4 protein-coding genes are annotated in these 6,804 nt (G+C 65.6%); all 4 read left to right on the top strand.

The annotated features are described in order from the left end of the window. Positions 1-2 precede the first annotated feature (2 nt). The 4 genes from HFL01S_RS05920 (at position 3) to HFL01S_RS05935 (ending at position 6,555) form a co-directional block, all read left to right on the top strand. Entirely contained in the window at positions 3-1,484 is a 1,482-nt protein-coding gene (locus HFL01S_RS05920; protein ID WP_066255988.1) for a sigma-54-dependent transcriptional regulator, read from the top strand. Next, positions 1,465-2,085, top strand: a complete 621-nt coding sequence (gene ampD, locus HFL01S_RS05925) for a 1,6-anhydro-N-acetylmuramyl-L-alanine amidase AmpD (protein WP_066255991.1) — start codon at positions 1,465-1,467, stop codon at positions 2,083-2,085. The genes HFL01S_RS05920 and ampD overlap by 20 nt, the downstream gene beginning before the upstream one ends. A gap of 333 nt (positions 2,086-2,418) precedes the next feature. Continuing rightward, on the top strand, positions 2,419-5,265 hold the full coding sequence (locus tag HFL01S_RS05930; RefSeq protein ID WP_066255993.1) for a ribonucleoside-diphosphate reductase subunit alpha: 2,847 nt from the start codon (positions 2,419-2,421) through the stop codon (positions 5,263-5,265). 141 nt (positions 5,266-5,406) lie between these two features. Then, positions 5,407-6,555 (top strand): ribonucleotide-diphosphate reductase subunit beta, encoded by a 1,149-nt coding sequence (locus tag HFL01S_RS05935; RefSeq protein ID WP_066255994.1) that lies wholly within the window; start codon positions 5,407-5,409, stop codon positions 6,553-6,555. Positions 6,556-6,804 lie beyond the last annotated feature (249 nt).

Here is a 6,804-nt window from a genome sequence, read left to right on the forward strand (position 1 = left end):
CCATGCCCGCCTCCTCCACCGCCTGTGTGCTGGTCGTCGACGACGAACCGGACCTGCGCACCCTGTACGAACTCACCCTGCTGCGCGAAGGCCACGAGGTCGTGTCGGCGTCGGACCTCGCCCAGGCCCGCGAATGGCTGGGCCAGCGGCGCTTTGATGTGCTGATCTCCGACATGCGCCTGCCCGATGGCCTGGGTCTGGAGCTGCTGCGCGAACTGGGCGAGCAGCAGCGCACCGAAAAGACCATCGTGATCACCGCCTACGGGTCGGCCGAAAACGCGGTCGAGGCGCTCAAGAGCGGCGCCTTCGACTACCTGACCAAGCCGGTGGACCTCAAGCAGCTGCGCGCCGCGGTGCAGGCGGCCCTGCACAGCCAGCGCCATCCAGCGGCCGGTGCGCCGCGCCGCGGCGCGGTGAACGACACCCCACGCACCGCCCCCCCGCCGCCGGCCGGCGTGCAGGCGCTGCGGCGCATCGTCGGCGCATCGGCGACCATGCAGCAGATCCGTCAGCGCATCGAGAAGGTGGCCACCAGTATGGCGCCGGTGCTGATCCTGGGCGAATCGGGCACCGGCAAGGAACTGGTGGCGCGGGCCGTGCACGAGTGCAGCCACCGCTCAGACGGCCCGTTCGTGGCCGTCAACTGCGGGGCGATCCCTGACAACCTGATCGAGGCCGAGTTCTTCGGCGCCCGCAAGGGGGCCTACACCGGTGCCAGCCACGACCGGGAAGGCTACTTCCAGGCGGCCCGAGGCGGCACCCTGTTCCTCGACGAAATCGGCGACCTGCCGCTGGGCATGCAGGCCAAGCTGCTGCGCGTGATCCAGGAGCGGCGCGTGCGCCCGCTGGGCGGCGTGCAGGAAGAAGCGGTCGACGTGCGGCTGGTCAGCGCCACCCACAAGGACCTCGCGGCCCTGGTCCGGGACGGCGAGTTCCGGCAGGACCTGTTCTACCGGCTCAACGTGATCGGCCTGCGCACGCCACCGCTGCGGGAGCGGCGGGAAGACCTGCCTGGGCTGGTCGATGCCTTGCTGCAGCGCATCTGCAGCGAGACCGGCCAGCCGATCCCAACGCTCACCGATGGTGCCCTCGCCTGGCTGCAGGCCCGCGAACTGCCGGGCAACGTCCGCGAGCTGGAGAACCTGCTGCAGCGCGCGCTCGCGCTGAGCTCCGGCCCCCAGTTGCAGGCGCAGGACTTTGCGGACCCGGACGATGTGGACGCCAGCTTCACGGACACCCGGCCATCCGGCGAACCGGTGGAGGCCGCCGAGGTGCCCACCACCCAGCCCGACACCATCCCCGACGATCTGCAGAGCTACCTGGACGAGCAGGAACGACAGGTCCTGCTCAAGGCGCTCAAGGAATGCGACTACAACCGCACGGCCGCGGCCAACCGCCTGGGGCTCAACCTGCGACAGATCCGCTACCGCATCCAGCGCCTGGGCATCACCATGCCGTCCGACGATGACGACAACACCACCTGACACCGGCGACTGGTCGGGGGGCTGGCTGCGCACCGCGCAGCAGGTGGTCTCGCCAAACGCCAACGACCGCCCCGCGGGCGCTGTCGTCGACCTCATCGTCCTGCACTCGATCAGCCTACCGCCCGGGCAGTACGGTGGTCCGGAGGTCGAGCACCTGTTCACCAACCAGCTTGACTGGTCCGCCCACCCCTACTTCGAGCAGATCCAGGGGCTGGAGGTCTCGGCCCACTTTTTCGTGCGCCGCGACGGGCAGGTCGTGCAGTTCGTGGACGCGAACCGGCGCGCCTGGCACGCGGGCGTGTCGTGCTGGCGCGGACGCGAGCGCTGCAACGACGACTCCATCGGCATCGAGATGGAGGGACTCGAAGGCCAAACCTTCGAGGACGCGCAGTACCTGGCGCTGGCGAACCTGTGCAGGCAACTGGCCGACCGCTACCCGATCGCCCACATCGCCGGCCACGAGCACATCGCCCCCGGTCGCAAGCTCGACCCCGGGCCCGGCTTCGACTGGGCACGGCTGCAGCGTTGTCTGGCCTGGGGTCATCACCGCTTCCCCGAGTGCGTGATCGCCACATTCGATCAGGACGCCTCCGCCGCCTGACCGGCGTCCACGTCGCTTCGCGCATCGCCAGCAATCGCGCGGATTTCCGCACGGAATCCGCGCGAAATGCGCGTCGGTGTTGGGTTCCCATGCCCGGGCCACGCACCGGCGCCGCATCACCCCAGGCCTGAACACGTCACCCGTCCGGTGGCTTTTTTGCCAGGCGAAAACCCGCACGCATTTTTTATAGAAACACTACCGGTAGTGGCTTGAACCACCACCAGACACCAGATATAGTGTGCGCCGCACCAGCCGAACCATCGGCGCCACAACACAAACGAAAGAGGAACCACGCTGACCGCCACGCCCACAGCCTCCCCGAACATCCCCCACATGCCCACGGGCAGCACCGGCTCTTCCGCCGAGCCCGCGGGCGCCTCCGTGCTGACCCAGTACCAGATCATCCGTCGCAACGGTGCGGTCGTGCCGTTCGAGCCGAGCAAGATCGCGGTGGCCATGATGAAGGCCTTCCTGGCGGTGCATGGCACCCAGGGCGCGGCATCGGCCAGCGTGCGCGAGACCGTGGACGCGCTGACCCAGACGGTGGTGCGTGCACTGATGCGCTCGCGCCCCGGCGGCGGCACCTTCCACATCGAGGACGTGCAGGACCATGTCGAACTGGGCCTGATGCGCGGTGGCCACCACGAGGTGGCCCGTGCCTATGTGCTGTACAGCGAACGCCGGTCGCAGGAACGCGCCCACCAGGCCGAGGCGGCCAAGCCTGCCGAAGCCACGCTGCATGTGATGGACGGCGGCCAGCGGGTGCCGCTGGACATTGCGCGCCTGCAGGGCCTGATCGAGGCCGCCTGCGCCAACCTGGGCCAGGACGTCAAGGCCGATCCCATCGTCGCCGAGACCAAACGCAACCTGTACGACGGCGTGCCGATCGAGGAGGTTTTCAAGGCCGCCATCCTGGCCGCGCGCACCCTGATCGAAAAAGACCCGGACTACACCTACGCCACCGCGCGCCTGCTGCTGCACACCGTGGTCAAGGAAGTGCTGGGCGAAGAGGTGCCGGCCGCACAGATGGGCGAACGCTACGCCGACTACTTCCCGCAGGCCATCAAGAAGGGCGTTCAGAACGAGCTGCTGGACGAGAAGCTGCTGCAGTTCGACTTGACCCGCCTAGGCGCCGCGCTCAAGCCCGAACGCGACCTGCAGTTCGACTACCTGGGCCTGCAGACCCTGTACGACCGCTACTTCCTGCACGTGCGCAAGAGCCGCATCGAGCTGCCGCAGACTTTCTTCATGCGCGTGGCCATGGGTCTGGCGCTCAACGAGATCGACCGCGAGGCCCGTGCCATCGAGTTCTACGAGGTGCTGTCCTCGTTCGACTTCATGTCGTCCACGCCCACCCTGTTCAACGCCGGCACGCTGCGCTCGCAGCTCTCCAGCTGCTACCTGACCACCGTGCCCGACGACCTCGACGGCATCTACGAGTCGATCAAGGAAAACGCGCTGCTGTCCAAGTTCGCCGGTGGACTGGGCAACGACTGGACCCGCGTGCGCGCCCTGGGCGCCCACATCAAGGGCACGAACGGCGAGTCGCAGGGCGTGGTGCCCTTCCTGAAAGTCGTCAACGACACCGCCGTCGCGGTGAACCAGGGTGGCAAGCGCAAGGGCGCGGTCTGCACCTACCTGGAAACCTGGCACCTGGACATTGAAGAATTCCTGGAGCTGCGCAAGAACACCGGCGACGACCGCCGCCGCACCCACGACATGAACACGGCGAACTGGATTCCCGACCTGTTCATGAAACGCGTGATCGAAAAAGGCGAGTGGAGCCTGTTCTCGCCCAACAACGTGCCCGACCTTCACGACCTGTTCGGCACCGACTTCGAGAAGGCCTACCTGGCCTACGAGGAGAAGGCGGCCCGCGGCGAGATCAAGCCGTACAAGAAGGTCTCGGCCACCGACCTGTGGCGCAAGATGCTCTCGATGCTGTTCGAGACCGGCCACCCCTGGATCACCTACAAGGACGCCTGCAACGTGCGCAGCCCGCAGCAGCACGCCGGCGTGGTGCACAGCTCCAACCTCTGCACCGAGATCACGCTCAACACCAGCGACACCGAAACCGCGGTCTGCAACCTGGGCTCGGTCAACCTGCACCGCCACCTCAGCAACGGCCAGCTCGACCACGCCAAGCTGCAAAAGACGATCAACACGGCGATGCGCATGCTCGACAACGTGATCGACATCAACTACTACGCGGTCAAGAAGGCGCGCGACTCCAACCTGCGCCACCGCCCGGTCGGCCTGGGCCTGATGGGCTTCCAGGACGCGCTGTACGAACTGCGCATCCCCTACGCCTCCAACGAGGCGGTGGAGTTTGCCGACCGCTCGATGGAAGCGATCTGCTACTACGCCTACTGGGCCTCGACCGAACTGGCGCGCGAGCGCGGCCGCTACAGCAGCTACCGCGGCTCGCTGTGGGACCAGGGCATCCTGCCACCCGACACGCTGGACCTGCTGGCGCGCGAGCGCGGCGGCTATGTGGACGTGGACCGCTCGGCCAACCTGGACTGGGACGCGCTGCGCAACAAGATCGCGCAGGACGGCATGCGCAACTCCAACTGCGTGGCCATCGCGCCCACCGCCACCATCTCCAACATCATCGGCGTCGACGCCTCGATCGAACCCTGCTTCGGCAACCTCTCGGTCAAGTCCAACCTGTCGGGTGAGTTCACCGTCATCAACGGCTACCTGGTCAAGGACCTCAAGCGCCTCGGTCTGTGGGACGACGTGATGGTGATGGACCTCAAGCACTTCGACGGTTCGCTGCGCCCCATCGACCGCGTGCCGCAGGACGTGAAGGCGCTCTACGCCACCGCGTTCGAAGTGGAGCCGATGTGGCTGGTGGAAGCCGCTGCGCGCCGCCAGAAGTGGATCGACCAGGCGCAGAGCCTGAACATCTACATGGCCGGCGCCTCGGGCAAGAAGCTCGACGAGACCTACAAGCTCGCCTGGCTGCGCGGTCTCAAGACCACCTACTACCTGCGCACCACCTCGGCCACGCACGCTGAAAAATCCACCGGGCGCACCGGCCAGCTCAACGCGGTGTCGGCCCATGGTGTCGAGCCTGCGATGAGCGCCGCACCTGCGGCCACGATGGCCGCCGAACCCGCAACCGACATCAAGTTCTGCGCGATCGACGACCCGGGCTGCGAAGCCTGCCAGTGATGCCTGCGCTCATGCGCGTGATGAAGGTGTCGCACCGTGCACTTTTTCGATGCGACACCGCAACACAAAACATTCATCGCGCGCATGAGTCCTTTGCATTTCATGCCGACACTTCGATAATCCGCTGAATTGGACACCACCATGCTGACCTGGGACGAACAAGTCACTCCCTCCTCGAAGCCCGCTCTTCAAACATTGCCACCCACCTCATCGGGTGCGCAAGCTGCAGTGTCCTCCCCCGCTTCTTCCTCAGCCGCACACAGCAGCGAGCAGCGCCGCGTGAACGTCGCCGACAAGCGCATCATCAACGGCCAGACCGACGTCAACCAGCTGGTGCCGTTCAAGTACAAGTGGGCCTGGGAAAAGTACCTCGCCACCTGCGCCAACCACTGGATGCCGCAGGAAGTGAACATGAGCCGCGACATCGCGCTCTGGAAAGATCCGAACGGCCTGACAGAAGACGAGCGCCGCATCGTCAAGCGCAACCTCGGCTTCTTTGTCACCGCCGACTCGCTCGCCGCCAACAACATCACACTGGGCACCTACCGCCACATCACGGCGCCCGAGTGCCGCCAGTTCCTGTTGCGCCAGGCGTTTGAAGAAGCCATCCACACGCACGCCTACCAGTACATCGTGGAGAGCCTGGGCCTGGACGAAGGCGAGATCTTCAACGCGTACCACGAGGTTTCGTCGATCCGCAACAAGGACGAGTTCCTGATCCCGTTCATCGACGCGATCATGGACCCCAACTTCAAGACCGGTACGCCCGAGAACGACCAGACCCTGCTCAAGTCGCTGATCGTGTTTGCGTGCCTGATGGAAGGCCTGTTCTTCTATGTCGGCTTCACGCAGATCCTCGCGCTGGGCCGCCAGAACAAGATGACCGGCGCCGCCGAGCAGTACCAGTACATCCTGCGCGACGAGTCCATGCACTGCAACTTCGGCATCGACCTGATCAACGCGATCAAGCTCGAGAACCCGATGCTGTGGACACCGCAGTTCAAGGCCGAGATCAAGGAGTTGTTCCTCAAGGCCGTGGACCTCGAATATCAGTACGCCGAAGACACCATGCCGCGCGGCGTGCTCGGCCTCAACGCCTCCATGTTCAAGGGCTATCTGCGCTACATCGCCAACCGGCGCGCCACGCAGATCGGCTTGGAGCCGCTGTTCCCCCACGAGGAGAACCCGTTCCCCTGGATGAGCGAGATGATCGATCTCAAGAAGGAACGCAATTTCTTCGAGACCCGCGTCATCGAATACCAGTCCGGCGGAGCGCTGTCCTGGGACTGATGCCTCATCCCATGCTCACCGAATCACAAAGCCCTGCCCCAGACGTCCCGGCGTCCGGGGCAGGGCTTTGTCACAGGATTCAAGGCCTTGGCGCCCTCCGTGGATGCATCCACGGCGCCAGGTCCCTGAATCACTTCCGCGGAGATCTGCCGCGCGAAGTGCTCTTTGCAACTTGATCAAGGAGAAAACAATGGCAACTGCGAAAAAAGCCCCGGCCAAAAAGGCCGCTGTGAAGAAGGCCGCTGCCCC

This window comes from Hydrogenophaga flava NBRC 102514, from assembly GCF_001571145.1.
GTDB classification, from domain to species: domain Bacteria; phylum Pseudomonadota; class Gammaproteobacteria; order Burkholderiales; family Burkholderiaceae_C; genus Hydrogenophaga; species Hydrogenophaga flava.

What these genes read in the sequence shown, in the direction of transcription:
- HFL01S_RS05920 (WP_066255988.1), top strand. Translation starts at nt 3, where the DNA reads ATGCCCGCCTCCTCCACCGCCTGTGTGCTGGTCGTCGACGACGAACCG.
- ampD (WP_066255991.1), top strand. Translation starts at nt 1,465, where the DNA reads ATGACGACAACACCACCTGACACCGGCGACTGGTCGGGGGGCTGGCTG.
- HFL01S_RS05930 (WP_066255993.1), top strand. Translation starts at nt 2,419, where the DNA reads ATGCCCACGGGCAGCACCGGCTCTTCCGCCGAGCCCGCGGGCGCCTCC.
- HFL01S_RS05935 (WP_066255994.1), top strand. Translation starts at nt 5,407, where the DNA reads ATGCTGACCTGGGACGAACAAGTCACTCCCTCCTCGAAGCCCGCTCTT.